This window comes from Pseudomonas sp. Irchel s3b5 (genome assembly GCF_900187435.1).
Lineage (GTDB): Bacteria > Pseudomonadota > Gammaproteobacteria > Pseudomonadales > Pseudomonadaceae > Aquipseudomonas.
Map to the genome: position 1 here is coordinate 225,510 of NZ_FYDY01000004.1, position 24,599 is coordinate 250,108.

Here is a 24,599-nt window from a genome sequence, read left to right on the forward strand (position 1 = left end):
CCGCGACATCCTCGCCCAAACGCTTTGGGGTGCCCTGTGAGAATTCTGCCGGTGCCCGCCGGCGTGAACCTTGATGCGCTGGAGTGGCGTCGATGCCATGCCTCCAATGATTATGAAGTCAGCGAGTATGGGCACGTCCGGCGGCGCACTCCGGGCCGCCGAACCTATCAAGGCAAGATACTTTCTTTCTGTTGGCACAAGGCCGGGTACCCGCGCTTCAAGCTGACGATCAATGGCGAGCACCAGCACTTCGAAGCACATCGGCTTGTTGCGATGGCGTTCCTTGGGGCGCCGGCCGGCCCGGGTATGGAAGTTGCACACGGCGATGGGAGGCCGAGCAACAACCATCACAGCAACCTCTCATGGAAAACCCGGATCGAGAACGAGGACGACAAGATCGCCCACGGTACACGGCCGACCGGCTCGCGCAACGGCGGCGCAAAATTGAATGACGGAGCAGTGCTGCTTATTCGCGCAAGACGCGCAGCCGGCGTAACACTTTCCGCAATCGGTGAAGAGTTCGGAATCGCCTTTCAGACCGTTTCGAAAATCGTTAATAGAAAGTCTTGGAGTCATATCTGATGAGCGTGACTGAAAAAGATCGCGACGTTTTGGCGCGCACGCTTTACGGCGAGGCTCGCGGCGAAGGAGTTGCCGGCCAGATTGCCGTGGCCTGGACGATCCGCAACCGCGTAAACGACGGCAAGACCAAATCGTGGTGGGGGGAGGGCTATGTCGGTGTGTGCCAGAAGCCGTACCAGTTCAGCTGCTGGAACAAGAACGACCCGAACTACCAGTCCCTGATCGGCGTGAAGCAGATCCCATTCCGTGAGCTGGCGCAATGCCGTATCGCTGCTGACCAGGTGATCGATGGCAAGGTGCCGGACCCAACCGGTGGCGCCACGCATTACTACGCGACCACCATGCCGAAGCCACCGACGTGGGTGAAAGGCGCCAAGGAGACATTGAGGCTCGGTCACCACGTATTCTTCAAGGATGTGCCATGAAGCCGTTGTGGTTGCGTTGCCTTCCTTATTTTGCGGCGCTTGTGCTGGCGGTCGGCGCATTGTTTGGTTCCTACCACCACGGTCTGTCGGTGAAGGATGCCGAGTGGCTTGGTAGATGGAACGACCGCAACACCTTAGACGCCAAGGCTCTGGCTGCCAGCGTGTCCGCCGAACGCGCCAAAGAACAGGCTCGTCAACAATCCATCAATAAGGCAATTCAAGATGGCCAACAGATCATCGATCAAGCAATGGCTGATGCTGCTGCCGCTCGCGCTGCTGCTGACGGCGTGCAGCTCGCCGCAGACAATCTTGCCCGTCGACTCGCAGGTAGTGAAGCCAGCGGCAATACCTGCGCTGCCTCCGCAAGCAAGGCAGCTGCCCGTGCCGCCGCCGTGCTTGCCGACGTGTTCAAGCGCGCTGACCAGCGAGCGGGAGAGCTGGCTGCAATTGCTGACCAAGCCAGAGCTCGGGGGCTGACTTGCGAGCAGGCGTATGACGGGCTTTCGAAGTAGGGATTGTGTTCAGTCGGCAGAACGCCGTAGATGGCTGGGCCAATTCTTGGGCCAATTTTTCGGGGAAGGAGGGAGTAGGGCGGGGAAACTTCGGGAATTGGCCCTTGATTTCAAGGGCTGATCCCCCGTGCATCCCCGTGTTGACGTCATAATTAAATGTCGCGTCCTTCTTGATTCCGGCTTCGTTGGCGCTTATTGGCCATAATGGGATGGAGAACTCTGAAGCTACCTGCCTAAAGGCCTTCTTATGATAAAGCTATTCCCCACAGCGATACTCGCCACAGCATTGCTCTCTGGATGCGCCCTTTATGCGGATACAAACTTTCAGCCATATGAAGCAAAAAATGGAACATTTGAAGGGCAGGGTGGTGCAAAGGAGACCATCGATGGCATCGATTTTTGGACAAACGGTGAGCCGCCTCGAAAATTCAAGATGCTTGGCGTTATTAACGATGTCCGCGTATCCAATCCGATCACCATGAACGGCTTGAAGGGGGCTGTTGCTCAAAAAGCCAAGGAGGCCGGCGGTGATGCAGTGATCTGGAATGGTGAGTCAAATCGACATGGCGACCGTGCCAGCTCAAAGTTTGCCGTAGTCAAATATCTTGATTAACAGAGTCCACAGCATGGGGGGGTTAAAGACCTTAGCGTAGCAATCAATTGTTTTCACTCCGGTGCCATCATCACTGCGAGCGTCATTTTGATGAACTCTTCATTCTTGTCGATGGCTTCCAAGGCGCCGCGCACGTTGTCGGCGACGTCGGCCGATCCGTGCTGCTCGACCCAGTTCGAAAGCTCCATGATGGCGGCTTCCAAAGCGAGTTGATTTTCGTTGAGCTTGTAAAGCAGGGAAGGGAGCAGATCAGAGTTTGGCATCGCGAAATCCTCCGTGGAGATTTCAGCGTAGCACTCGAGGGTTGAGGTGGTGTGTGGTCGGGGGATGTCGGGTAGGAAGGTTCAGAAAAAGCAAAGCCCCAAAGGTTCGCGGCTCCGGGGCTTCTATTTTCGCCAGCATCCCTTAATGTCTGGCGAACGTGGCGGCGAGAATACCAGCGTTAAATCTGTGATTCACTACTGCGATTGGTTAATTGTGTTCGTTCGGCAGGACGCCGCTGGAAGGGCACTACTGTAGGAATATACAACGCTAAGTTATTGATTCTTATAGAGTGAAATCTCTTTTTTGCACCCTATCTAAAACACTTATTTTTTCTTATGAATCAATTGCTTGCGTTGGTTTCGGGGTCACCTTGACATGGTGGGGGTCGTTGGTTCGAGTCCAATCGCGCCTACCAAACAAAATCCGCTCTGCTGGGCGGTCTAGAAGGGCTCACCGAAAGGTGGGCCCTTTTTTGTTGTCGATTCGAAAAGCGACTCACCTAAAAGCCAGATCGGCACCCGTCTCCAGGTGCCTATATATGCGGAGGTAGGCGATCACGTGCGGCAGAGTCCAGTCAGCAAGTGATCGCAGCTTCGGCAACCGGTCAGGGCGCGTAACCGACTGTATGGACGTTGTGACTGTCCTGCACGCTCGCGATCAAGTGCAATGGAACGTCCTGTTGCGCACCAAGTGGTGCTACTTCGAAGCTCACCACGATGTGCACACGTCGGTCGCTCAAATCGGTCATCTCTTCAGCCTTTTGCTTGGCCAATCTCGCGTGGTTCATGGCGATTTCATTGAGCGTTGACACGTTACATCTCCTGGTGACTGCCCAGCGCTTGCTGGAGTTTTTAAGCGTTGATTAGAGGTTGCTGCGTCAGAATTATGTCGTTCCTGGCTGCTACGAGCGTCCTGTGCAATCCTTAAGCCACTGCGTGTCAGGAATGTGACATCGAGTCATTAGAAGCGACGAATGGCGAGTGGCAGAGCGCTTTTCGGACATACCAAATAGCCATCGTTTAAACTGCTTGGATGTTGGGGCCAATGCATCGTGGCCTCTTTGTTGAAACAGCGCTCTAAGAGGCCATGGAAGTGCCAAACGAAAACTCCCGACCCCTTCAGAAAAACTCCGACGCTAAACGAGCCCAGTGGTATTGGCGGGCTCTGTACTTAAAGGTGTGGATGCTCGCGACATTTTTGATAATCGCTTTGTTCAGCTTGGGTGTCATGGCGCTCACGGCAGCTTTTGAGATGGGGCTTGAATGGCATCAGCGATTGGTCGCGTTCGGTCTCGGCGCCGTAATAACGGCTGGCGGACTGGCGATATTGAAGGCGATCCTCCCGCAAAATTCGTTTGTCAGGCTGTTTAAAAGACGTGGATGAGTTCGGGCCAGTTGCGCTCATGCGCATCCTTTCGGGCGTAAACTGGCGGTGCTACCTCATCAAAAGGAGCCGCACATGAACGACGATCAAATGAACAGAGACAGGGCTGTTTGGGATCAATACTTCTGCGCTGCATTGATTGCCGAGAGCAATCTGACGGCCCCGGTTGTCGGTGGGGCCACTCACGAAGACAGGCAGAACCTGTTGATCGAGAGAGCAAAAGCCCTCGCTGACAAAATGATGGAAAACCGAAAATAACCAGAGCCCAGCCTTCGCGCTGGGCTTTTTGCGTCTGGGGCTGAGCCGATTCCTGCGCTCAATGAGTACGCAGAGTCTGTAGACATGCAAGCTGCCCGTTCATGGACTACTACTGACTGGCTGATTCAACTTCGTCCTGAAAGGAGTTTTCCGATGCTGACTCACTGGTTTCTTGCGGCGGTTCATCTTCTGGCGGTTGCCCTGGGATTGTGGGCGGTGCTGGCGCGTGGCGTGGCGCTTCGGCGTCTGGGCGACGGCACGGGCGAGGCGCGCAGTGTTCTGATTGCGGACAATGTGTGGGGTGTTTGCGCAATCACGTTGCTGATCAGTGGCGGGGTGCGAGCGTTTGGCGGGTATGAGAAAGGCACGGACTATTATCTGCATCAGCCGCTGTTCCACCTCAAAATGACGCTTTTCGTTCTGATCTTGCTGCTGGAGATTGCGCCAATGGTGACGCTGATCAAGTGGCGGATGGCTTTGGCGCGAGGAGTGGCTATCGATACCAATCGTGTGGGACTGTTCGCACGGATCAGTCATATCGAAGCGCTATTGGTGCTGCTGATGGTGGTGGCCGCTACCGGGATGGCGCGTGGCGTGATGCTCGGTTAGGTCTGCTTGGGGTAAACAGGAAACGTCTGACAGTCAGGGCCGGCGCTTGCCGGTAGTATCAGGCGTGCAACGTGCTTGTAGGGAGGTGCAAGGCGGGTACAGCGCTTGAATCTTTAGCCAGCCGTGATTCCGGAATGAACGGGCTGGCTACTGACTGCAACAGGATTCAGGGCTGTGGCTTTTCCGGGGCGGTGAGGCCGGCCTGAATGCGTTGATAAATTTCTTCGCGGTGAACCGCAACGTCTTTCGGGGCGTTGATGCCGATTCTTACTTGCTGGCCGCTTACGCCCAGGATGGTGATCGTAATGTCATCACCGATGTTTATGCTTTCACCGACTTTGCGGGTGAGTATCAGCATGGTCTTCTCCTTGATTGCTTTATGGGGCACCTGATTCGGACAGTGCAGAGGTCGGTGGTATGTATAGATTAGTGCGAAGTCTCACAATTTGGGTGCCTCTTTCTGACGTGCAGATGCAGCATTAATTCCCAAGGCGTAACTATACAGAGGCCGCAACCATCATTCTCGCTGTTTTGTGCCCATTTTGTGGCACTCGCGAAGGATTCATGGGTGTTAAAATCACCGCTTTAAGCATTTTGAGGGAAGCGCTGTGCGCAAAATGGTCGGGATGTTCGTTGTATTGGCGCTGGCGGGATGCGGTGAAGGCAAAAGTGTCGATGCGCAAAAGCCGCAGCCAGCCGTGGCGGCCACGCCGGCGCAGGTGTCGGGGCCACAGTGGGATCTTGAAGTGCGAGGGGAAACACCTCAGGCGGTCAGCGATCTCAGTGGCTGGCTGATCGAGCACAGTTTCATGTCCAGCGTGGTCAAGGAAAACGGCAAAACCCGAATTCTGCTGGGGCCGTTCACCTCGAAAGCCGAAGCCGAGGCCAAGCAGGACGAAGTCCGCGCAGCACTGACCCGGGCGAAAAAACAGAACATTGAAGTACTGCTGCTTGAGCGTCCTGCCGCTCAGTAACAATCAGTTTGTTGCGGGCATCGAAAAAAGGCCTCGGGGTGCAAACCTCGAGGCCTTTGTATATTCGGTGTCGTTTCAGATTCAGCCGCAGGCTTTCAGGTCGACTGCCCCGACAAACTCGTTGCCGCGGCCCATGACGCACGCCACGCTCTGATTGCGCTGGCGCTCCCATGCCTGGACAGGGTATGTCTTGTTCCAGGCCTCATAGAGTTGCCGATCCTGCTTCGACAAGCGCAAACCATACTGCTTGCTCATGTAGAAATAAGTCCGGGCGATCATCCCGCGAATGGAAGGCCGGGGCATGACTTTCTTGGCCTTGAAATCAACCTGGGTCAGGCATGAGCCGTATTGACCCGGCTGCTCCGGCAACCAGCCAAAACTGAAGTTGCTGCGATCTCCATTCACCTCTCCGATGCTGGGCACCAGGTTATGCAGATCGGCCTCGGCTCTCTGATAAGCCGGATCGTGACTTGAGCAGTTCTTGCGCCCACCCTCTTGCCAGCATTGGCGCTGATGACCGATTTGCCAGGCTGGAACAATGTGCTCCCACTCAATGCGGGAGGCACGTTTGGCGTTTTTGCGTGGTACATACCCGCAGGCCTCAAGATTCACCCGATTGCCGGTGTACTTGCAGCCACAGTAGAACTCGGTGGATTGCGGGGCATAAAGTTTCCAGGCGACTTTCTTCGCTTCGTTGAAAGTGCGCGGGGCATCGGCTTGAGCCCCCACGGCGAAAAACAAAAACAGCAAAGCTAAACAACGGACGCTCATTGACTCAATCTTCCTTCGGCACAACCCAGAAAATCTGCACGCCACCATCGTCGCGATAGGCGAGGGTGACGTTGTCGTTCTCATCGATTTCTTCGAGCAAACGCTCCCATTCATCCACGGGCTCGTCCGGAAGGCGGAAGATCAGCGCTGCTTTGGCTTTTTGTGCAGTGGGGGAGTTGATGATTTTCTGAACGCGAACGCCCATGCGTACATAGGTGTCGGGGGAGGCAGAGGTAGTGTCCACAGGATTATCCTTATTAAGCTGTACGTGCATACAGTATTTAACTGTAGGCCTTTTCGCAACTGCTTAAAATTCAAGAAAATCCTCTGACAGCGGTTTGTCCCGTTTGGTGTAAGACAACTGCAGATTTTTTGTCAGACTTGAGCAAGCCACTCGCCGAAGCTGGCGAGTGGTGCTGGAGGCGCCCGATCGGAACCGATCGGGCGAAGTGAATCAGTATTCCCAGAACATCCGTTGCAGCTCTTTGCTGTCGTTGGTTTTGGTCAGTGCGACCATCGCCAGGATGCGTGCCTTCTGCGGGTTCAGGTCATGAGCCACAACCCAGTCGTACTTGTCGTCCGGCTGTTCGGCGTTGCGCAGCACGAAGCCACCGGCGTTGACGTGGGAAGAACGGATGATTTGCACGCCATCTTTACGCAGGGCTTGCAGGGACGGAACGACACGTGAAGAGACCGAACCATTGCCGGTGCCAGCGTGGATGATGGCTTTGGCGCCCGATTGAGCCAGGGCTTTGTAGGCGGTGTCGCTTACGTTGCCATAGGAGTAGGCGATTTCAACATCCGGCAGGCTCTTGATGGTTTTGATGTCGAATTCCGAGTCCATGGTGTGGCGCTTGGCTGGAAGACGGAACCAGTACGATTTGCCTTCAACCACCATGCCGAGAGGACCCCAGGCGCTTTTAAACGCTTCGGTCTTGATGTTGATCATTTTGCTCACATCACGACCCGACTGAATTTCGTCGTTCATGGTGACCAGGACGCCTTTGCCGCGAGCTTCTTTGCTGCTGGCGACGGCCACGGCGTTGTACAGGTTCAGCATGCCGTCGGCGGACATTGCAGTGCCCGGGCGCATGGAGCCGACTACGATGATCGGTTTGTCGGTTTTTTCCACCAGGTTCAGGAAGTACGCGGTTTCTTCCAGGGTGTCGGTGCCATGGGTAATGACGATGCCATCGACGTCGTCGCTGTCGGCCAGCTCCGCCACGCGGCGACCCAACTGCAGAAGGTTTTCGTTGGTGATGCTCTCAGAGGCGATTTGCATGACCTGTTCGCCGCGAACGTTGGCCACTTGGCTCAGTTCCGGTACGCCGGCGATCAATTTATCGATGCCGACTTTCGCCGCTTGATACGTAGCGCTGTTGGCGGCGCTGGCGCCAGCGCCGGCAATGGTGCCGCCGGTAGCGAGGATCACCACGTTCGCCAGTTTCTGTTGGGTTTCGGCTTCTTTTGCCTGAAGGGCGGTAGGCAGGAGCAGCAGAAGGGCCAAAGCGCCCGGAACAAAGGTCTTGAGTGCAAGTGTCATTATTCTTCTCTTCTAGTTGTGAGACGGTGCTGATGCAAGTTCATCTAGATTCGACCCAAGCGCATCTGAGCGCTCGGGGTGCAGGAGAAGAGCAGGATATGTACCAGTTACACGGAGCGTTTAAATAAATCACATAACATGATGATTTTAAACAATATTTGTTGCTTTATGTTTGGGTGGTGTCGCCTGCGGCTGTCCGGGTTTCCGAATATTTTTGGCTTCTCCGTTCGGCTCACCGAAACAGAAACAGCGCTTGGGCGCTAAAGAAATCCCCGCACTGGCCGATGTTGTTTCAAAGGACTTTTTCAAGGTGTTCACATATCACCATTCAAGGGCAGATAGCCGATACCAGCGGCACCATCCTTCAGGTGAGCGTCAGTCTGATCAAGGAGCTGGCCAAGGGTTCCAGCACCGGATCGGTCGTTAACACGACGGTATGAAGTGAATGCCGTGTTCCCCATTCTGCGTTGAGTACGTTTTTTCGGTCGTTGACAAGTTTCGGCAAGATTCGCATAGTTCGGTTCACGCAAACGTTTGCGCGACTCCGGCGACGGCTCTTGTCGAAGCCGTGTTGCTGACGCCAGTGCAAGCGTTGCTCACAATAATCATAAGATCGGAGTGAACCCATGAAGCTGCCATTCGCTGGACGCCTTCTTGCTGTCGCTATGCTGGTTGCCGCATCCGCTTCTCTGCCTGTCTCTTCGGCTTTCGCCGAAACACCTGAAAAACCCAAAGTCGCGCTGGTCATGAAATCCCTGGCCAACGAATTCTTCCTGACCATGGAAGATGGCGCAAAGGCCTATCAGAAAGACCATTCCGGCGAATTCGACCTGATCTCCAACGGTATCAAGGACGAGACTGATACCGCGGGCCAGACACGTATCGTCGAGCAGATGATCCTGGCCAAGGTCAATGCGCTGGTCATTGCGCCGGCGGACTCCAAAGCCATGGTTCCAGTGATCAAGAAAGCCATCGATGCCGGGATCACCGTGATCAACATCGACAACCAACTGGATCCGGCCGTCGTCAAAAGCAAAAACATCAGCGTGCCATTCGTGGGTCCGGACAACCGCAAGGGCGCACGTCTGGTGGGTGACTACCTGGCCAAGCAACTGAAGGCAGGTGATGAGGTCGGCATCATTGAAGGCGTGTCCACCACCACCAACGCCCAGCAGCGCACTGCCGGTTTCAAGGATGCGATGGAGGCGGCGCAGATCAAAGTGGTGTCCTTGCAGTCTGGTGACTGGGAGATCGATAAGGGCAACAAGGTCGCCGCGTCGATTCTCAGCGAATACCCGCAAACCAAGGCCCTGCTGGCCGGTAACGACAGCATGGCGGTGGGGGCGGTTTCTGCCGTGCGTGCGGCGGGCAAGACCGGCAAAGTACAAGTGGTGGGCTACGACAACATCAATGCCATCAAACCCATGCTCAAGGATGGTCGAGTGCTCGCCACCGCTGACCAGTTCGCGGCCAGGCAAGCAGTATTCGGCATCGAGACTGCGCTCAAGATTCTCAAGGGCGAGAAGGTCGGCAGCGGCACCAACGGCGTGATTGAGACGCCTGTAGAGCTGGTTACCCAGTAATCCTCTGACGACACAAAAGCGCTCGTCCTTCCGGGCGGGCGCGTGGAGAGTTTTATGTCAGTTTCCACTCCGGACGTTGTCCTCACGGTCAGTGGCATCGGCAAGACTTACGCGCAACCGGTCCTGACCGGGATCGACCTGACGCTCAGGCGCGGTGAAGTACTGGCGCTGACCGGTGAGAATGGTGCCGGCAAAAGCACGCTGTCGAAGATCATTGGCGGTTTGGCTACGCCGACGACCGGCCAGATGCAGTTTCTTGGGCAGGACTACCGTCCGGGCAGCAGGGCACAGGCGGAAGGCATGGGCATCCGCATGGTCATGCAGGAGCTCAATTTGTTGCCGACCTTGTCGGTGGCGGAAAACCTGTTTCTCGACAACCTGCCCGGCATTGGTGGGTGGATCAGCCGCAAGCAACTGCGCAAGGCAGCCATCGTAGCCATGGCCCAGGTAGGGCTTGACTCGATCGACCCCGACACGTTGGTCGGCGAGTTGGGTATCGGTCATCAGCAAATGGTCGAGATCGCCCGCAACCTGATCGGCGATTGCCATGTGCTGATTCTCGATGAGCCGACCGCGATGCTTACGACGCGCGAGGTCGAGATGCTGTTCGAGCAGATCACTCGGCTGCAGGTGCGCGGCGTGTCCATCATCTATATCTCCCACCGCCTCGAAGAGCTCGCCCGCGTTGCTCAACGCATCGCAGTGCTGCGCGATGGCCATCTGGTTCGCGTCGAGCCGATGGCCAACTACAACAGCGAACAACTGGTCACGTTGATGGTCGGTCGTGAGCTCGGCGAACACATCGATATGGGCGCGCGCGAAATCGGCGCTCCAGCCTTGACGGTCAAGGGACTGAGCCGTTCCGACAAGGTTCGCGACGTGTCTTTCGAAGTTCGCACCGGTGAGATTTTCGGCATTTCAGGGTTGATCGGAGCAGGGCGCACCGAGTTGCTGCGCCTGATTTTCGGGGCGGATCTGGCAGACAGCGGCACGGTGGCACTGGGCTCGCCTGCGCAGGTTGTCAGCATTCGCTCACCGGTCGATGCAGTTGGTCACGGTATCGCGTTGATCACTGAAGATCGCAAGGGCGAGGGCTTGCTCTTGACCCAATCGATCAGCGCCAACATCGCATTGGGCAACATGCCGGTTATCTCCAGTGGCGGCATCGTCGACAACAACGATGAACATGCGCTGGCTCAGCGCCAGATCGATGCCATGCGCATCCGAAGTTCCGGTCCGGGGCAATTGGTGTCCGAGTTGTCTGGCGGCAATCAGCAGAAAGTGGTGATTGGCCGTTGGCTGGAACGTGATTGTTCGGTGCTGCTGTTCGATGAGCCGACGCGGGGCATTGATGTCGGCGCCAAGTTCGACATTTACAACCTGCTGGGTGAACTGACCCGCCAGGGTAAGGCGCTGGTGGTGGTGTCCAGTGACCTGCGTGAGTTGATGCTGATTTGTGACCGGATCGGTGTGTTGTCGGCGGGGCGTCTGATCGAGACGTTCGAACGCGACAGCTGGACTCAGGATGATTTGCTTGCCGCTGCATTCGCCGGCTACCAAAAACACGATGCGCTGCTCAACGAAGCTGCGCCTAGGGATCTTCCATGAAAACCGCTTCTTCCGCCGGCAACCGCAGCGGCAACTTCTACGGCCTCGGCACCTACATGGGGCTGGCCGGGGCCTTGCTGGCGATGGTGGTGCTGTTCTCGACCCTGAGCAGTCATTTCCTCTCCTACGACACGTTCAGCACGTTGGCCAATCAGATTCCCGACTTGATGGTCCTGGCGGTCGGCATGACCTTCGTGCTGATCATCGGCGGTATCGATCTGTCGGTAGGGTCAGTGCTGGCGCTCGCGGCTTCGACGGTCAGCGTGGCCATTCTCGGCTGGGGCTGGAGCGTCCTGCCCGCAGCGTTGCTCGGCATGGCCGCGGCGGCGTTGGCCGGGACCGTCACCGGTTCGATCACTGTGGCGTGGCGCATTCCGTCGTTCATTGTGTCCCTCGGTGTGCTGGAGATGGCCCGGGGTGTGGCGTATCAAATGACCGGTTCGCGCACGGCCTACATCGGCGACGCGTTTGCCTGGTTATCCAACCCGATCGCCTTCGGCATTTCCCCGTCGTTCATCATCGCTTTGCTGATCATATTCATCGCCCAGGCGGTGTTGACCCGTACCGTGTTCGGTCGTTATCTCATTGGCATCGGTACCAACGAAGAGGCGGTGCGTCTGGCTGGGATCAATCCCAAGCCCTACAAGATTCTGGTGTTCAGCCTCATGGGGCTGTTGGCCGGTGTTGCTGCACTGTTCCAGATTTCGCGCCTGGAGGCGGCGGACCCCAATGCCGGTTCCGGTCTGGAGCTGCAAGTGATCGCAGCGGTCGTGATCGGCGGGACCAGCCTGATGGGTGGACGCGGCTCGGTCATCAGCACATTCTTTGGTGTATTGATCATTTCCGTATTGGCGGCCGGCCTGGCGCAGATTGGCGCCACTGAACCGACCAAGCGCATCATCACCGGTGCGGTAATCGTAGTGGCGGTGGTGCTCGATACTTATCGCAGTCAGCGCGCAAGCCGGCGGTCCTGAGTCATGGCAACGATCAAAGATGTGGCTGCGCTCGCGGGAATTTCCTACACCACGGTTTCCCATGTGGTGAACAACACCCGGCCAGTCAGCAAGGACGTACGGATCAAGGTCGAAGAGGCGATCAAGACCCTCGACTACGTACCCAGTGCCGTGGCCCGCTCACTCAAGGCCAAAACTACGGCGACCATTGGTTTGCTGGTGCCCAACAGTCTCAACCCGTATTTCGCCGAACTGGCGCGGGGCATCGAGGATTACTGTGAGCGCAATGGTTACTGCGTGATCCTCTGCAACTCTGACGACAATCCGCAAAAGCAGCGCAGCTACCTGCGCGTATTGCTGGAAAAACGCATCGACGGCCTGATCGTCGCCTCGGCCGGTGGAGACATTAGCCTGGCGCAAGGTTTGGCGGGTGTGCGCACGCCGATGGTGATCGTCGACCGAGGCTTGGAAGGCGTCGATGCCGATCTGGTGCGAATCGATCATGAATATGGTGCTTATCTGGCGACCCGGCACTTGCTGGAGTTGGGGCATCGAGATATCGCAACGATCAGCGGCCCGGCAACCACCAGTGTGGCGCAAATGCGTCTGTCCGGTTTTTGCCGGGCCCTTAAAGACGCAGGCGTGGAAGTGCCCCGCGAACGCATGCTGGAAAGCGACTTCACCAGCACCGGCGGTTACAACGCCGCGGCAATCCTGTTGGCCCAGAACCCGCCCAGCGCCATTTTTGCGGGCAACGACATGATCGGTATCGGCGTGTTACGAGCCGCCGCCGAGCGCAACATCCGTGTGCCGACGCAGCTGTCAGTGATTGGCTTTGACGATATTCAGATGAGTCGCTACGTCTATCCGGCGTTGACCACTGTGGGACAGTCGATCCTGCAGCTGGGCGAGATGGCCGCAGAAGTGCTTTTGCGGCGGATCGCCACGCCGGATCTGGCCACGGAGCAACGGATCGTGACGCCGAGCATTGTTGTGCGCGAATCGACAGCTCCGTTGCCCGGCGTATTCGACGAATACCGCTGAAACTGAATGAATGAGTACTGTATGTCAGCAAACGTAGTGGTAATAGGCAGCCTGAATATGGACCTGGTCACCCGGGCGCCACGTCTGCCGCGTGGCGGTGAAACCTTGATCGGCGAATCGTTTGCCACGGTTTCCGGTGGAAAGGGCGCAAACCAGGCCGTGGCCGCGGCACGATTGGGAGCACAAGTCTCGATGGTCGGTTGCGTGGGGAGTGATGCCTACGGCGAAGCGCTGCGTGGAGCCTTGCTGGCTGAACAGATCGATTGTCAGGCGGTCAGCACGGTTGATGGCTCCAGTGGCGTGGCGTTGATCGTGGTCGACGATAACAGCCAGAACGCGATCGTTATTGTCGCTGGCGCCAATGGTGCGCTGACACCCGCGTTGATCGGTTGTTTTGATGCCGTACTGCAAGCTGCCGATGTGATCATTTGTCAGCTTGAAGTGCCGGACGCCACGGTCGGCCACGCGCTCAAGCGCGGTCGTGAGTTGGGCAAAACCGTGATCCTGAACCCGGCGCCGGCCAGTCAGCCGCTGCCGGCTGATTGGTATGCCTCGATCGATTACCTGATTCCCAACGAAAGCGAAGCGTCGGCCTTGAGTGGTTTGCCGGTGGATTCTCTGCAAAGCGCTGAAGCCGCCGCGACCAGACTGATAGCAATGGGAGCTGGCAAGGTGATCATCACGCTTGGTGCCCAAGGATCATTGTTCGCGAGTGGTGATGGTTTCGAACACTTCCTGGCACCTGTCGTGAAAGCGGTTGATACAACGGCGGCTGGGGATACGTTTGTCGGCGGCTTTGCTGCAGCGTTGGCGGCTGGCAAAGGCGAAGCCGAAGCGATTCGCTTCGGACAGGTCGCCGCAGCGCTGTCGGTCACCCGTGCTGGTGCACAACCCTCGATTCCCACCCTGTCCGAAGTCACGGTGTTCAAAACCTCATGAAAAAGACACCGCTATTGAACGTTGCGCTGTCGCGGCTGATCGCGTCATTGGGGCATGGCGACATCGTGATAATCGCTGACGCCGGTTTGCCGGTGCCGCCGGGTGTGGAGCTGATCGACCTGGCCTTGACCCAGGGTATTCCGGATTTTGTCAGCACCTTGAAGGTTGTGCTCAGCGAAATGCAGGTCGAAAGGCATGTGCTGGCGCAGGAGATTCTCGAGAAAAAACCGTCAGCGCTGGCTGTGCTTGATGAGCTGAGCGCTGAAGGGGCGCTGGGACAGCGGGAGTGGCTCAGTCATGAGCAGTTCAAAGCCCTCAGTCGCCAGGCGAGGGCGATTGTTCGGACCGGTGAATGTCAGCCGTACTGCAATATTGCTCTGATTGCCGGAGTAACGTTCTGAATCGTTTTTGATTTTCCAATGCACAAGGAGTGCGCCATGTACCGCTATGCTAAGAAACTGCACCATTTGTTCCGGAGTCTGCTGCTTTTGTCCGTTATTGCTGCAACAAACGCCCAGTCGGCGGAAAAAATCGACCTGATCATCGACACCGATCCGGGGGCCGATGACGTGGTCGCCTTGCTGTTTGCGCTGGCTTCGCCGGATGAACTGAATGTTCGTGCGTTGACCACTGTTGCAGGCAATGTTCGTCTGGATAAAACCTCGCGCAATGCACGGCTCGCCCGGGAGTGGGCAGGGCGGGAGGAGGTGCCTGTTTATGCGGGCGCGCCGAAACCGCTGATGCGCACACCGATCTACGCCGAGGACATCCATGGCAAGGAAGGTCTGTCGGGTGTCACCGTGCATGAGCCGAAAAAGGGCTTGGCCGCAGGCGGCGCGGTGGCTTATCTGATCGAGACCCTGAAGGCGGCCAAACCCCATAGCATCACCATTGCCATGCTGGGCCCGCAGACCAACCTGGCCCTGGCGTTGATCCAGGAACCTGAAATCGTCCAAGGCATCAAGGAAGTGGTGATCATGGGTGGTGCACACTTCAATGGTGGCAATATCACGCCCGTGGCGGAGTTCAACCTGTTCGCCGACCCGCAGGCTGCCGAAGTGGTACTCAAAAGTGGCGTGAAACTGACCTACCTGCCGCTGGACGTGACCCACAAGATTCTCACCAGCGAATCGCGACTGCAGCAAATAGCCGTCCTGAACAATAAGGCCAGCAAGCTCGTGAGCGACATTCTCAATGAATACGTCAAGGGTGATATGGAGCATTACGGCATTCCGGGTGGTCCGGTGCACGATGCCACGGTCGTCGCCTACCTGCTCAAGCCCGAGTTGTTCAGCGGTCGCTCGGTCAATGTGGTGATCGATAGTCGCGAGGGGCCGACGTTCGGTCAAACCATCGTTGACTGGTATGACGGACTCAAGGCGCCGAAGAACGCTTTCTGGGTTGAAAGCGGAGACGCTCAAGGCTTCTTCGATCTGTTGAGCGAGCGCCTGGCGCGATTGAAATAGGTTTTAGCGCCCGCAGGTGCTGGCCCTGCGGGGTTTACCCCCGCCCGATATCCGTTGCGGCCCGTTGGTCTGCCAGATGCTTTTCGAAAACCTGTTCGATAAACGATTGGGCGGCGTCGGCTCCCAGGTCCCTGACCAACAGATCGATACCGATAATGGCCAGCTCTTCGGTGCTGCCGGGGCTGTATGAGCTGTGGCCGTCCTGCCACTTGGCCTTGATGTCGGCGTCGATGCTTACAGTGGTCATGATGGCGCTCGTGAAGTCTGGGGGATTGAGCGTCGAGTTAAGCATTTTGCGGGGCGTTTGGCACTCCGACTTAGGCATGATTGGAGCGCTATGCGACACTTGGTCTTTGACGAAAATTCAAGGAACGTGCCGTGCAGATCGATTTGAACTCCCCAGATGGCCTGACCCTTGACGCTGTGCGTCAGATGCTGGCAGGTGCCAGTGACGATGAACATACCCAATTGCGGGTCACCAAGGGAGGGGTTGCCTATATTTCCTCGGGTGTCGTGGGCGGCACCGATATCGACGGGTTGTTGTTTCGTCTCGAAACGTGGGCCAAGGGTTCAGGCTACGTCGGGCTGGTTGCAGCTAGCGATGAAGTCTGGGTCATGCAAATCTTCAATGCGTTGAAAGATAACTGGCCAAATCCTGCGTACGACTACATTGACGTTTATTGACCGTCGTTCATATTCAGTCACGATTGAATGGTTAAGGGGAGGGCGGCACTCAGGCAGAATCGCGGCTCGTCCGGATCAGGGGCGCGGTGTCAGTGCTCCTTGTGAAACCAAACGCCAGCCTGGTTGTCGCACGATCTCAGCTTAATCATTGAATAAGGAGGCTTCATGCCTTGGAAGCTCGCGTCATTGGGTGCTTTGTTGGCCGCTGCCACACTGGCCGGTTGCAACACTACCTCCACGGAGTCGACAGCAGGCACTGCTACGACAACTGACACGGGTCACAGCCGTTGTGAGGCAAAGGCTGCCGAATTCACCATTGGCAAAAAGGCATCGCCAGAACTTTTGGAGCAGGCGCGTACTCGCGCCGGGGCACAAAATGCACGGTTCCTCTTGCCAACCGATATGGTGACGCTGGAATACCGTTCCGATCGACTGAATCTGAACACCGATGCCAATCGGGTCGTCACCCGCGTCAACTGCGGCTGACCACTCACGCTTTTGTTTCATCCATAAAAAACCCCGTCACATGGACGGGGTTTTTTTAGTGCGCCTGGAAATTACTCTGGGCGAACTTGAGCAGCTTGCATACCCTTTTGGCCTTTCTCAGCCACGAAGGAAACAGTCTGGCCTTCTTTCAGGCTTTTGAAACCGTCGCTTTCGATAGCTTTGAAGTGTACGAACAGGTCGTCACCGCCACCTTGAGGAGTGATGAAGCCGAAGCCTTTTTCATCGTTGAACCATTTAACGGTGCCGGTTTGGCGATTAGACATGGTGTATCTCCAAGAAACATATATTTTCAGTAGTACTGTGCTGCTCAGGCCAACTGGGCACACCCGAGTATCATAGTCGAAATGTTCGCTTTGGGAGCCCCCCGGACGCACTGTTTGCCAACCAGTCGTGTTTTCTTTGTGTCCTTTGGCGGCTGAAAGCCCCGTTCTATAAGGCTTTCAGTCGAAAGTTAAGGCGATAAAAAAAGCTGAAAAACCTGAATAAATTGTACGAAAGGGCCTGTTTCAGCAGCTTTTTAACAGTATTTCAGGGGTTGAAAGCGCGAGGGCGAGCTTATTTTTGCTCTTTGTTGGTGGCCTTGCAGGCTGCAATTTTGCTCAGTGCCTGCTGCTTCAAAGTGTCGCTGGCCGTGTTGTTCATCAGGGACTGAATATCGGCGGCAGGGTACGACTTGATCGCATCGGCACCGCAGGCGCAGTGGGATTTCGCTGCGGGTGTACCAATCTTCTCGGCAGCGGCAGGAACACACTGAGCCATGTATTTCTCCCGTTCGCCTTTCGGCCATTCTGCATGGGCGGCCAGTGGCAGCAGGAGAATGACGGGGGCGACGACTGCGAATAAACGATTCAGACGCATGCTGAGATACTCCTTGTGGGTCAAATGTCTTGTTATCTGAGAGCGATAGTGCACTTCAAGTTCAGCACTCTGGCATAAAAACAGCCATTTTACCCAGCTACAAAACCTGCACGCCGTGGCAACCGTTCATCTGTGCTAGCATGCGTCGCTCGGGCGTTTGCAGGCTCCGGTTGACCTTCAGTCCCGGCAGCGGCTAAAGCACGATTAACCCTGATTTGAACCCCAGTCACTCTGGTTCGGTTTCCGGTTGGCCGCAAGGCTCCTGCCGCTGTAAGGCAGGCGTTCGTCATTGAATGGCCTGGATCGGATCTTGTACTGGCTCATCCCAACCCACGTGACCTTTGGTAGGGGTCACCACTAGGAGAGGAGGCGCCATGCCAACTATTACTCTTCCCGACGGCAGTCAACGTTCATTCGATCATCCGGTTTCCGTAGCCGAGGTCGCCGCATCCATTGGTGCCGGCCTGGCCAAGGCCACTGTAGCAGGCAAGGTCGATGGCAAACTGGTCGATGCCAGCGACATCATCAACAGCGACGCCACGCTGCAAATCATCACGCCCAAGGATGAAGAGGGGTTGGAGATCATCCGCCACTCTTGCGCCCACCTGGTCGGTCACGCAGTCAAACAACTGTATCCGACGGCCAAGATGGTTATTGGTCCGGTCATTGATGAAGGCTTCTATTACGACATCGCCTTTGAGCGTCCTTTCACTCCGGACGACCTGGCTGCTATCGAACAGCGCATGCAGCAGCTGATCGAGAAAGATTACGACGTGATCAAAAAAGTCACTCCGCGTGCCGAAGTGATTGAAGTGTTCAAGGCCCGTGGCGAAGACTACAAGTTGCGCCTGGTCGAAGACATGCCGAACGAGCAGGCTATGGGCCTGTATTATCACGAAGAATACGTCGACATGTGCCGCGGTCCGCACGTGCCGAACACCCGCTTCCTGAAATCCTTCAAGTTGACCAAGTTGTCCGGCGCCTACTGGCGTGGCGATGCCAAGAACGAGCAATTGCAGCGCGTTTACGGCACCGCATGGGCCGACAAGAAACAACTGGCTGCGTACATTCAGCGTATCGAAGAAGCTGAAAAGCGCGATCACCGCAAGATCGGCAAGCGCCTGGGCCTGTTCCACACCCAGGAAGAGTCGCCGGGCATGGTGTTCTGGCACCCGAATGGCTGGACTCTGTACCAGGTACTTGAGCAGTACATGCGCAAGGTTCAGCGCGACAACGGTTACCTTGAGATCAAGACACCTCAGGTCGTTGACCGCAGCCTGTGGGAGAAATCCGGGCACTGGGCCAACTACGCCGACAACATGTTCACCACCCAGTCGGAAAACCGCGACTACGCCATCAAGCCAATGAACTGCCCTTGCCACGTGCAGGTGTTCAATCAAGGTCTGAAAAGCTACCGCGAGTTGCCGATGCGTCTGGCCGAATTCGGCGCTTGCCACCGTAACGAGCCGTCGGGTGCATTGCACGGCATCATGCGCGTCCGTGCATTCACTCAGGATGATGCTCACATCTTCTGCACTGAAGAGCAGATGCAGGCTGAATCCGCTGCGTTTATCAAGCTGACCATGGACGTCTACGCCGATTTCGGCTTTAAAGATGTCGAGATGAAGCTGTCCACTCGTCCGGAAAAACGCGTCGGTTCCGACGAGCTGTGGGATCGCGCCGAAGCTGCATTGGCCGCAGCCCTTGATAGTGCGGGCCTGCCGTACGATCTGCAGCCAGGTGAAGGTGCATTCTACGGTCCGAAAATCGAGTTCTCGCTGAAAGATTGCCTTGGCCGTGTCTGGCAGTGTGGTACTCTGCAGCTCGATTTTAACCTGCCTGTCCGTCTGGGAGCCGAATACGTCTCCGAAGACAACAGTCGCAAGCACCCGGTAATGTTGCACCGGGCGATCCTGGGCTCCTTCGAACGTTTCGTCGGAATCCTGATCGAGCACTACGAAGGGGCATTCCCCGCGTGGCTGGCTCCGACCCAGGCAGTGATCATGAACATCACTGATAAGCAGGCAGATTTTGCCGCCGAAGTTGAAAAAACTCTCAACGAAAGCGGATTTCGTGCCAAGTCTGACTTGAGAAATGAAAAGATCGGCTTTAAAATCCGCGAGCATACTTTGCTCAAGGTTCCTTATCTCTTGGTTATCGGAGATCGGGAAGTCGAGATGCAGACTGTCGCTGTGCGTACTCGTGAAGGTGCTGACCTGGGCTCGATGCCCGTCGCCCAGTTCGCTGAGTTTCTCGCGCAAGCGGTTTCCCGGCGTGGTCGCCCAGATTCGGAGTAATTATTATTAAGCGTGAAATGAGACAAGATAAACGAGCTGCACCGAAAGCCCCGATCAACGAGAATATCTCGGCACGCGAGGTTCGGTTAATTGGGGCTGAAGGTGAACAGCTTGGGATTGTGTCAATTGAAGACGCGCTTCTTAAGGCTGAAGAGGCCAAGCTGGATCTGGTGGAAATTTCCGCCGATGCAGTACCCCCTGTTTGCAAACTGATGGACTACGGCAAATCGATCTTCGAAAAGAAGAAGCAGATTGCTGCGGCCAAGAAAAACCAGAAGCAGATTCAGGTTAAAGAAATCAAGTTTCGTCCAGGGACGGAGGAAGGGGATTACCAGGTAAAACTGCGCAACCTGGTACGTTTCCTGAGTGATGGGGACAGGGCCAAGGTATCCTTGCGATTCCGCGGCCGTGAGATGGCCCACCAGGAGCTGGGGATGGAACTCCTCAAGCGAGTTGAAGGTGACTTGCTCGAGTACGGTTCGGTCGAACAGCATCCTAAGATGGAAGGACGCCAACTGATTATGGTCATCGCCCCGAAAAAGAAGAAGTAATCAACAGGGCACGGCAGGCCTTCTGATTATGTTTATCAACTGAATGCGGAGTATCCGAACATGCCAAAAATGAAGACCAAAAGTGGTGCTGCTAAGCGGTTTCTGAAAACTGCTAACGGTATCAAGCACAAGCACGCTTTCAAGAGCCACATCCTGACCAAAATGTCGACCAAGCGTAAGCGTCAACTGCGCGGTAGCAGCTTGCTGCATCCGTCTGACGTGGCAAAAGTCGAGCGCATGCTGCGCCTTCGTTAATTTTAGTCAAGAATAGAGGAAGTAACTCATGGCTCGTGTAAAGCGTGGCGTCATTGCCCGTAAGCGTCACAAAAAAATTCTGAAACTTGCTAAAGGCTACTACGGCGCACGCTCCCGCGTATTCCGTGTTGCCAAGCAAGCGGTAATCAAGGCAGGCCAATACGCCTACCGTGACCGTCGTCAGAAAAAACGTCAGTTCCGCGCTCTGTGGATCGCTCGTATCAACGCTGGTGCTCGTATCAACGGTCTGTCCTACAGCCGTTTCATCGCCGGCCTGAAAAAAGCGTCCATCGAGATCGACCGTAAGGTTCTGGCTGATCTGGCAGTGAACGAAAAAGCGGCGTTTGCTGCGATTGTCGAGAAAGCTAAAGCCACCTTGGCTTAAGTACCCCCGACAGTCACCCGGCCTCGCATCTGTGGGGTCAGGTGTTAAACGTCATAAATAGGGGAAGAGCCTTCAAGCTCTTCCCCTATTTTGTATCTGGAGTCTGTACATGGAAAACCTGGATGCGCTCGTCTCTCAAGCACTAGAGGCTGTGCAAAGCGCTGAAGATATCAATGCCCTGGAGCAAATCCGGGTTCACTACCTTGGCAAGAAGGGTGAATTGACTCAGGTGATGAAGACCCTGGGGAATTTGCCGGCAGAAGAGCGTCCGCAAGTCGGCGCGCTGATCAACGTTGCCAAGGAGCGTGTCACAGAGGTTCTCAATGCACGCAAGGCACTGTTTGAGGAAGCCGACCTGGCTGCCAAACTGTCTGCGGAGTCCATTGACGTAACCCTGCCTGGCCGTGGTCAGACCTCCGGTGGTCTGCACCCGGTTACTCGTACTCTGGAACGTATTGAACAATTCTTCACCCATATCGGCTACGGCATCGCCGAAGGCCCTGAGGTCGAAGACGATTACCACAACTTCGAAGCGCTCAACATCCCAGGCCACCACCCGGCCCGGTCGATGCACGATACCTTCTATTTCAATGCCAACATGTTGCTGCGCACCCATACCTCGCCGGTACAGGTCCGCACCATGGAGTCAAAACAGCCGCCGATCCGCATCGTCTGCCCAGGCCGTGTGTACCGTAGCGACTCGGATATCACCCACTCGCCGATGTTCCACCAGGTCGAAGGCCTGTTGGTCGATCGCGACATCAATTTCGCCGACCTCAAAGGCACCATCGAAGAATTTCTGCGGGTGTTCTTCGAAAAAGAGTTGGCCGTGCGTTTCCGCCCTTCGTACTTCCCGTTCACTGAGCCATCCGCTGAAGTCGACATGGAATGCGTGATGTGCAGCGGTAAAGGCTGTCGTGTCTGCAAACAGACCGGTTGGCTGGAAGTCATGGGCTGCGGCATGGTTCACCCGAACGTGCTGCGTATGTCCGGGATTGACCCGGAAGAGTTTTCGGGCTTTGCCTTCGGCATGGGTGTTGAGCGTCTGGCCATGCTGCGTTACGGCGTGAACGACTTGCGTCTGTTCTTCGACAACGACTTGCGGTTCCTCGCGCAATTTCGCTAGTCGTAACGAATTCTTAGGAGAGCAGGATGAAATTCAGTGAACAATGGTTGCGTGGCTGGGTTAGCCCGCAGGTAAGTCGCGACGAGCTGGTTGCTCGTCTGTCGATGGCCGGTCTTGAGGTCGATAGCGTAACGCCGGCCGCCGGTGTTTTCAGTGGCGTGATCGTGGGCGAGGTGCTTAGCACCGAACAGCACCCGGACGCCGACAAGCTGCGCGTTTGCCAGGTCAGCAACGGTTCGGAGACCTTCCAGGTTGTATGCGGTGCACCCAACGTGCGCCCGGGCCTGAAGATCCCGTTCGCTACCATCGGTGCCGAATTGCCGGGCGACTTCAAGATCAAGAAAGCCAAGCTGCGGGGCGTTGAGTCCAACGGCATGCTGTGCTCGCAAGCCGAGCTGCAAGTGGGCGAGGGTAACGATGGTCTGATGGAGCTGCCGGCAGATGCGCCGGTGGGTCAGGACATTCGTGAATACCTGAACCTGGAAGACGCCAGCATCGAGGTCGACCTGACCCCGAACCGCGGTGACTGCCTGTCTCTGGCGGGTCTGGCCCGTGAAGTTGGCGCGCTGTATGCCGCTCAAGTCACTCGTCCGGTGGTTGCAAGCGTTCCAGCGGTCCATGACGAAGTGCGATCGGTTGAAGTGCTGGCGCCGGCGGCCTGCCCGCGTTACCTGGGTCGTGTGATCCGTAACGTCGACCTGTCAAAGCCTACACCGCTGTGGATGGTCGAGCGTCTGCGCCGTGCTGACGTGCGCAGCATCGACGCCGCCGTCGATATCACCAACTACGTGATGCTGGAGTTGGGTCAACCGCTGCACGCTTTCGATCTGGCCGAAATCAATGGCGGCATTCGTGTGCGCATGGCTGAAGAAGGCGAGAAGCTGGTACTGCTTGACGGTCAGGAAGTTAGCCTGCGTAGCGATACGCTGGTGATCGCCGACCACACCCGCGCACTGGCAATTGCCGGCGTCATGGGGGGCGAGCATAGCGGCGTCAACACCGCGACCACTCGCGATATCTTCCTGGAAAGCGCGTTCTTCGATCAGATCGCCGTCGCTGGCAAGGCCCGTTCCTATGGCCTGCACACCGATGCATCGCACCGCTACGAGCGTGGCGTGGACTGGCAGCTCGCCCGTGAAGCCATGGAGCGCGCCACTGGCCTGCTGCTGGAAATCACCGGTGGCGAAGCCGGCCCGATCATCGAAACTGTGAGTGAGCAGCACCTGCCGTCGATCGCCCCGATTACCCTGCGGGCTCAACGCATCACCCAGATGCTGGGCATGGAAATGGACTCGGCTGAAGTTGAGCGTCTGCTCAGCGCTTTGGGCCTGACCATTACCGCTGATGGGGCAGGGCAGTGGCGCGTAGAAGTGCCAAGCCATCGCTTCGATATCAGCCTGGAAGTCGACCTGATCGAAGAGTTGGCGCGTCTTTATGGTTACAACCGCTTGCCGGTTCGTTATCCGCAAGCGCGTCTGGCGCCGCAAGCCAAGGCGGAAGCCCGTAGCGACTTGCCGGAACTGCGTCGTCTGCTGGTTGCTCGTGGTTATCAGGAAGCGATCACCTACAGCTTCATCGATCCGAAACAGTTCGAGCTGTTTAACCCGGGTGTTGAACCGCTGTTGTTGGCTAACCCGATTTCCAACGATATGGCTGCCATGCGTTCGTCGCTGTGGCCTGGTCTGGTCAAGGCGCTTCAGCACAACCTGAACCGTCAGCAGGATCGCGTTCGTCTGTTCGAGAGCGGACTGCGCTTCGTCGGTCAGCTCGAGGGCTTGAAGCAAGAGCCGATGCTGGCCGGTGTCGTTTGCGGCAGCCGCCTGCCGGAAGGCTGGGCGCAAGGTCGCGATGTCGTCGACTTCTTCGACGTCAAGGCTGACGTGGAAGCGGTGCTGGGCTTCGCCGGTGCGCTGGGTGCATTCACTTTCGTGCCTGGTAAACACCCAGCGTTGCATCCGGGTCAAACCGCGCGCATCGAACGTGACGGGCGTCTGGTTGGCTTCATCGGCGCAATTCACCCTGAGTTGTCGAAAACCCTGGGTCTGGATCGTCCAGTGTTTGTTTTCGAGATGGTTCTGGCGGAAGTGGCCTCGGGCAAAATGCCGAAATTCCACGAGTTATCGCGCTTTCCTGAAGTTCGTCGTGACTTGGCACTGATCGCGCACAAAGACGTCGCAGCCTCGGCTGTATTGGACGTAATCCGTGAAAATGCAGGCGAATGGCTGACAGACCTAAGGCTATTTGACGTGTATCAGGGTAAAGGCATTGATCCTGATAGAAAAAGCCTTGCAGTTGGCTTGACCTGGCAGCATCCATCGCGCACTCTTAATGACGATGAGGTGAATACCACGACGCAAAACATCCTCACCTCGCTCGAAAAAAGGTTGGACGCCACGTTAAGGAAGTGAC

Annotated in this window: 32 protein-coding genes; 22 read left to right on the top strand and 10 right to left on the bottom strand. The window is 56.5% G+C overall.

Annotation, left to right across the window (positions count from 1 at the left end):
* Positions 1 to 36 precede the first annotated feature (36 nt).
* The 4 genes from CKW15_RS06800 (at position 37) to CKW15_RS06815 (ending at position 2,132) form a co-directional block, all read left to right on the top strand.
* Positions 37 to 582 carry an HNH endonuclease gene (locus CKW15_RS06800; RefSeq protein ID WP_143498380.1) on the top strand — a complete coding sequence of 182 codons (546 nt, stop codon included), beginning with the start codon at positions 37 to 39 and terminating at the stop codon, positions 580 to 582.
* Positions 582 to 1,007, top strand: coding sequence for a cell wall hydrolase (locus CKW15_RS06805; protein ID WP_095151906.1), 426 nt, complete (start codon positions 582 to 584; stop codon positions 1,005 to 1,007). Before CKW15_RS06800 ends, CKW15_RS06805 begins: the two co-directional genes overlap by 1 nt.
* Positions 1,004 to 1,519: a DUF2514 family protein gene (locus CKW15_RS06810; RefSeq protein WP_095151907.1), complete on the top strand. Its 516-nt coding sequence runs from the start codon at positions 1,004 to 1,006 to the stop codon at positions 1,517 to 1,519. Before CKW15_RS06805 ends, CKW15_RS06810 begins: the two co-directional genes overlap by 4 nt.
* A gap of 247 nt (positions 1,520 to 1,766) precedes the next feature.
* The gene (locus tag CKW15_RS06815; RefSeq protein ID WP_095151908.1) at positions 1,767 to 2,132 is read left to right on the top strand and encodes a hypothetical protein; all 366 of its coding nucleotides are present in this window, start codon (positions 1,767 to 1,769) and stop codon (positions 2,130 to 2,132) included.
* Between the two features lie 53 nt (positions 2,133 to 2,185).
* On the opposite strand, the gene CKW15_RS06820 is transcribed toward CKW15_RS06815, so the two are convergent.
* The 3 genes from CKW15_RS06820 to CKW15_RS27970 form a co-directional block, all read right to left on the bottom strand.
* Positions 2,186 to 2,395, bottom strand: coding sequence for a hypothetical protein (locus tag CKW15_RS06820; protein ID WP_095151909.1), 210 nt, complete (start codon positions 2,393 to 2,395; stop codon positions 2,186 to 2,188).
* 605 nt (positions 2,396 to 3,000) lie between these two features.
* Positions 3,001 to 3,207, bottom strand: a complete 207-nt coding sequence (locus tag CKW15_RS06830) for a hypothetical protein (protein ID WP_095151910.1) — start codon at positions 3,205 to 3,207, stop codon at positions 3,001 to 3,003.
* Positions 3,208 to 3,566: 359 nt separating this feature from the next.
* The gene (locus CKW15_RS27970; RefSeq protein ID WP_143498383.1) at positions 3,567 to 3,800 is read right to left on the bottom strand and encodes a hypothetical protein; all 234 of its coding nucleotides are present in this window, start codon (positions 3,798 to 3,800) and stop codon (positions 3,567 to 3,569) included.
* A 54-nt stretch (positions 3,801 to 3,854) separates the two neighbouring features.
* Between CKW15_RS27970 and CKW15_RS06840 the strand changes: the two genes are divergently transcribed.
* Positions 3,855 to 4,037, top strand: coding sequence for a hypothetical protein (locus CKW15_RS06840; protein WP_095151912.1), 183 nt, complete (start codon positions 3,855 to 3,857; stop codon positions 4,035 to 4,037).
* A gap of 153 nt (positions 4,038 to 4,190) precedes the next feature.
* Positions 4,191 to 4,646 carry a DUF2214 family protein gene (locus CKW15_RS06845; protein ID WP_095151913.1) on the top strand — a complete coding sequence of 152 codons (456 nt, stop codon included), beginning with the start codon at positions 4,191 to 4,193 and terminating at the stop codon, positions 4,644 to 4,646.
* A gap of 166 nt (positions 4,647 to 4,812) precedes the next feature.
* On the opposite strand, the gene csrA is transcribed toward CKW15_RS06845, so the two are convergent.
* A complete protein-coding gene (gene csrA / locus CKW15_RS06850) occupies positions 4,813 to 5,004 on the bottom strand; it encodes a carbon storage regulator CsrA (protein ID WP_053161267.1) in 192 nt (63 codons plus the stop codon).
* 250 nt (positions 5,005 to 5,254) lie between these two features.
* Between csrA and CKW15_RS06855 the strand changes: the two genes are divergently transcribed.
* Positions 5,255 to 5,620, top strand: a complete 366-nt coding sequence (locus tag CKW15_RS06855) for a penicillin-binding protein activator LpoB (protein ID WP_095058004.1) — start codon at positions 5,255 to 5,257, stop codon at positions 5,618 to 5,620.
* 81 nt (positions 5,621 to 5,701) lie between these two features.
* On the opposite strand, the gene CKW15_RS06860 is transcribed toward CKW15_RS06855, so the two are convergent.
* The 3 genes from CKW15_RS06860 to CKW15_RS06870 form a co-directional block, all read right to left on the bottom strand.
* A complete protein-coding gene (locus CKW15_RS06860) occupies positions 5,702 to 6,391 on the bottom strand; it encodes an endonuclease (protein ID WP_095151914.1) in 690 nt (229 codons plus the stop codon).
* A gap of 4 nt (positions 6,392 to 6,395) precedes the next feature.
* Complete coding sequence (locus CKW15_RS06865; RefSeq protein WP_095058002.1) at positions 6,396 to 6,665, bottom strand: DUF1654 domain-containing protein; 270 nt, start codon at positions 6,663 to 6,665, stop codon at positions 6,396 to 6,398.
* A gap of 180 nt (positions 6,666 to 6,845) precedes the next feature.
* Positions 6,846 to 7,934: an asparaginase gene (locus tag CKW15_RS06870; protein ID WP_095058001.1), complete on the bottom strand. Its 1,089-nt coding sequence runs from the start codon at positions 7,932 to 7,934 to the stop codon at positions 6,846 to 6,848.
* A gap of 626 nt (positions 7,935 to 8,560) precedes the next feature.
* On the opposite strand from CKW15_RS06870, the gene CKW15_RS06875 reads away from it, so the two are divergent.
* Genes CKW15_RS06875 through CKW15_RS06905 form a run of 7 tightly spaced genes read left to right on the top strand, consistent with a single transcriptional unit; the run spans position 8,561 to position 15,527 of the window.
* On the top strand, positions 8,561 to 9,517 hold the full coding sequence (locus CKW15_RS06875; protein ID WP_095151915.1) for a sugar ABC transporter substrate-binding protein: 957 nt from the start codon (positions 8,561 to 8,563) through the stop codon (positions 9,515 to 9,517).
* 54 nt (positions 9,518 to 9,571) lie between these two features.
* A complete protein-coding gene (locus CKW15_RS06880; RefSeq protein ID WP_095151916.1) occupies positions 9,572 to 11,125 on the top strand; it encodes a sugar ABC transporter ATP-binding protein in 1,554 nt (517 codons plus the stop codon).
* Positions 11,122 to 12,099, top strand: a complete 978-nt coding sequence (locus tag CKW15_RS06885) for an ABC transporter permease (protein WP_095057998.1) — start codon at positions 11,122 to 11,124, stop codon at positions 12,097 to 12,099. Before CKW15_RS06880 ends, CKW15_RS06885 begins: the two co-directional genes overlap by 4 nt.
* A gap of 3 nt (positions 12,100 to 12,102) precedes the next feature.
* Positions 12,103 to 13,122, top strand: a complete 1,020-nt coding sequence (locus CKW15_RS06890; protein ID WP_095151917.1) for a LacI family DNA-binding transcriptional regulator — start codon at positions 12,103 to 12,105, stop codon at positions 13,120 to 13,122.
* Positions 13,123 to 13,143: 21 nt separating this feature from the next.
* The gene (rbsK, locus tag CKW15_RS06895) at positions 13,144 to 14,061 is read left to right on the top strand and encodes a ribokinase (protein WP_095151918.1); all 918 of its coding nucleotides are present in this window, start codon (positions 13,144 to 13,146) and stop codon (positions 14,059 to 14,061) included.
* On the top strand, positions 14,058 to 14,462 hold the full coding sequence (gene rbsD / locus CKW15_RS06900) for a D-ribose pyranase (RefSeq protein ID WP_095057995.1): 405 nt from the start codon (positions 14,058 to 14,060) through the stop codon (positions 14,460 to 14,462). The genes rbsK and rbsD overlap by 4 nt, the downstream gene beginning before the upstream one ends.
* 36 nt (positions 14,463 to 14,498) lie before the next feature.
* The gene (locus CKW15_RS06905) at positions 14,499 to 15,527 is read left to right on the top strand and encodes a nucleoside hydrolase (RefSeq protein WP_095151919.1); all 1,029 of its coding nucleotides are present in this window, start codon (positions 14,499 to 14,501) and stop codon (positions 15,525 to 15,527) included.
* A gap of 34 nt (positions 15,528 to 15,561) precedes the next feature.
* Here CKW15_RS06905 and CKW15_RS06910 read toward each other — a convergent pair whose 3' ends face one another.
* Complete coding sequence (locus CKW15_RS06910; protein WP_095057993.1) at positions 15,562 to 15,774, bottom strand: hypothetical protein; 213 nt, start codon at positions 15,772 to 15,774, stop codon at positions 15,562 to 15,564.
* Between the two features lie 131 nt (positions 15,775 to 15,905).
* Between CKW15_RS06910 and CKW15_RS06915 the strand changes: the two genes are divergently transcribed.
* Together CKW15_RS06915 and CKW15_RS06920 are read left to right on the top strand one after the other, a co-directional pair.
* Positions 15,906 to 16,211, top strand: coding sequence for a hypothetical protein (locus CKW15_RS06915; RefSeq protein WP_095057992.1), 306 nt, complete (start codon positions 15,906 to 15,908; stop codon positions 16,209 to 16,211).
* A gap of 165 nt (positions 16,212 to 16,376) precedes the next feature.
* Complete coding sequence (locus tag CKW15_RS06920) at positions 16,377 to 16,697, top strand: I78 family peptidase inhibitor (protein ID WP_095057991.1); 321 nt, start codon at positions 16,377 to 16,379, stop codon at positions 16,695 to 16,697.
* Between the two features lie 71 nt (positions 16,698 to 16,768).
* Here CKW15_RS06920 and CKW15_RS06925 read toward each other — a convergent pair whose 3' ends face one another.
* Both CKW15_RS06925 and CKW15_RS06930 read right to left on the bottom strand, forming a co-directional pair.
* On the bottom strand, positions 16,769 to 16,981 hold the full coding sequence (locus CKW15_RS06925) for a cold-shock protein (RefSeq protein ID WP_003179963.1): 213 nt from the start codon (positions 16,979 to 16,981) through the stop codon (positions 16,769 to 16,771).
* Between the two features lie 292 nt (positions 16,982 to 17,273).
* Positions 17,274 to 17,576 (bottom strand): hypothetical protein, encoded by a 303-nt coding sequence (locus CKW15_RS06930; RefSeq protein ID WP_095057990.1) that lies wholly within the window; start codon positions 17,574 to 17,576, stop codon positions 17,274 to 17,276.
* Positions 17,577 to 17,950: 374 nt separating this feature from the next.
* Here CKW15_RS06930 and thrS point away from each other — a divergent pair, with 374 nt between their 5' ends.
* From thrS to pheT, 6 genes are all read left to right on the top strand, one after another.
* The gene (gene thrS, locus CKW15_RS06935) at positions 17,951 to 19,873 is read left to right on the top strand and encodes a threonine--tRNA ligase (protein ID WP_095057989.1); all 1,923 of its coding nucleotides are present in this window, start codon (positions 17,951 to 17,953) and stop codon (positions 19,871 to 19,873) included.
* Positions 19,873 to 20,424, top strand: coding sequence for a translation initiation factor IF-3 (infC, locus tag CKW15_RS06940; RefSeq protein WP_172435341.1), 552 nt, complete (start codon positions 19,873 to 19,875; stop codon positions 20,422 to 20,424). Before thrS ends, infC begins: the two co-directional genes overlap by 1 nt.
* 60 nt (positions 20,425 to 20,484) lie before the next feature.
* A complete protein-coding gene (gene rpmI / locus CKW15_RS06945; RefSeq protein WP_002553160.1) occupies positions 20,485 to 20,679 on the top strand; it encodes a 50S ribosomal protein L35 in 195 nt (64 codons plus the stop codon).
* Positions 20,680 to 20,707: 28 nt separating this feature from the next.
* Positions 20,708 to 21,064, top strand: coding sequence for a 50S ribosomal protein L20 (gene rplT / locus CKW15_RS06950; protein WP_007905879.1), 357 nt, complete (start codon positions 20,708 to 20,710; stop codon positions 21,062 to 21,064).
* A 109-nt stretch (positions 21,065 to 21,173) separates the two neighbouring features.
* Positions 21,174 to 22,190: a phenylalanine--tRNA ligase subunit alpha gene (pheS, locus tag CKW15_RS06955; RefSeq protein WP_007905876.1), complete on the top strand. Its 1,017-nt coding sequence runs from the start codon at positions 21,174 to 21,176 to the stop codon at positions 22,188 to 22,190.
* A 26-nt stretch (positions 22,191 to 22,216) separates the two neighbouring features.
* Positions 22,217 to 24,598, top strand: coding sequence for a phenylalanine--tRNA ligase subunit beta (gene pheT, locus CKW15_RS06960; protein ID WP_095151920.1), 2,382 nt, complete (start codon positions 22,217 to 22,219; stop codon positions 24,596 to 24,598).
* Position 24,599 lies beyond the last annotated feature (1 nt).